This is a genomic window from Ruegeria sp. BHSB056, assembly GCF_059613305.1.
The window spans coordinates 1-1,923 of sequence record NZ_JBXWSG010000179.1; the positions used below are offsets into that span (position 1 = coordinate 1).

The 1,923-nt window shown below is 56.2% G+C and carries 2 protein-coding genes; both read left to right on the forward strand.

Going from position 1 to position 1,923, the window contains the following annotated elements; all coding sequences use genetic code 11:
* On the forward strand, positions 1-754 hold a 754-nt coding region (locus tag AC2FND_RS20130), incomplete at its 5' end, for a YbdK family carboxylate-amine ligase (RefSeq protein ID WP_496771472.1).
* 110 nt (positions 755-864) lie between these two features.
* Positions 865-1,923 (forward strand): acyl-CoA dehydrogenase family protein (locus AC2FND_RS20135; RefSeq protein WP_496771473.1); only part of this gene is annotated, 1,059 nt, incomplete at its 3' end.

Sequence of the window (1,923 nt, forward strand, 5' to 3'; positions counted from 1 at the left end):
GATGCTGATCTGCGGAATGCATGTTCATGTCGGGGTTGAAAGCCAAGCCTTGCGGTCTGATCTGATGCCGCAATTGTCGTACTTTTTGCCGCATCTTTTGGCGTTGTCGACGTCCTCGCCTTTCTGGAACGGCGAAGATACGGGCCTGTCGTCGTACCGTCTGACCGTCTTTGACAATCTGCCGCGCACCGGTCTGCCGCCGGTCTTTGCAAGCTGGGGCGAATATGAACGCACCACGGGAATTTTGATTGAACTGGGGGTCATTGAAGATACCACAAAGATCTGGTGGGATCTTCGCCCCTCGCATCGCTTTCCAACACTTGAAACGCGGATTATGGATGTCCAGCCAAGGTTGGAGCACACGCTTTCTCTGGCCGCCCTTGTGCAGGCGTTGACGCGAATGTTGTGCCGCTTGAAAGATCGAAACTTGCGCTGGCGGCAATATGATCGCTTTCTGATAGGTGAAAATCGCTGGCGCGCGCAGCGATACGGTGTGGGCGAAGGATTGATCGATTTCGGCGATCGCTCGATCAAACCCATGTCCGATTTGATCGGTGATCTGATGGGATTGCTGGCCGAAGATGCCGAGGCACTGGGTACAATGTCGGATCTGGCCCGGCTGCGGCAAATCGCCGAAAACGGCACCTCGGCCACACGCCAACGTCGCGTTCATGCCGAGGCTGCCGCGCGCGGGGAAGATCCCGGCAAGGCCGTCGTGCGCCACCTGATCGAAGAGTTCCACGCGGATCTTTAGACAGTGGCGACAACAGTCCCCTGCCCAGAGCCATTGTTGAACTTGCAAAATTTCTGTAAGAATTCAGAAATAAACAACTGTTCAATTCATTGCCGATGGGAGGGAGCGCCATGGATTTCGCACTCAGCGAGGAACAAACAGCCATTTTCGACATGGCACATGCCCTTGGGCAGGAACATATCGCCCCTTTTGCCCGGCAATGGGAGGCTGATGGAACAATCCCCAAAGCCTTGTGGCCCCAAATCGGAGAGCTTGGCTTCGGCGCCCTTTACGTGTCCGAGGCCAGCGGTGGGTCAAACCTGACCCGTCTGGATGCTACCCTGGTTTTTGAGGCCCTATCGATGGCTTGCCCGTCGGTCGCGGCCTTCCTGTCGATCCATAACATGTGCGCCAAGATGCTCGACAACTTTGCCGACGATGACCTCAAGGCGCGCATCATGCCCGATGTTCTGAGCTTGAAAACTGTGTTGAGTTATTGCCTGACCGAGCCCGGTTCTGGATCGGATGCAGCGGCGCTGAATACACGCGCTGAACGGACCAACGAAGGCTATACGCTGAACGGAACAAAAGCCTTCATTTCAGGCGGCGGATATTCCGACGCTTACGTCTGCATGGTGCGTACCGGACAGGATGGGCCCAAAGGGATATCAACCGTTTACGTTGAAGACGGCACGCCCGGCCTCAGCTTTGGCGCGCTCGAACAGAAGATGGGCTGGAAAAGCCAACCCACCGCGCAAGTTCAGTTCGACGATTGCAAGATACCGGCCGGAAACCTTGTGGGCACGGAAGGTGACGGGTTCAAATATGCGATGATGGGACTGGATGGCGGACGACTTAACATTTCTGCCTGCTCGCTTGGGGCCGCTCAGGCCGGGCTGGATATGACGCTGCAGTACATGTCCGAACGTAAGGCTTTTGGCCAATCCATCGACCAGTTTCAGGCCCTTCAGTTTCGTCTGGCGGATATGGAGATCGAATTGCAGGCCGCGCGAACGTTCCTTAGGCAGGCAGCCTGGAAGCTGGATCAGGGCGCACCCGATGCCACGAAATTCTGCGCCATGGCCAAGAAGTTCGTCACTGAAACCGGATCGAAAGTGGTGGACCAGTGCCTGCAATTGCATGGCGGTTATGGCTATCTTGCGGATTACGGCATCGAAAAGCTTGTGCGT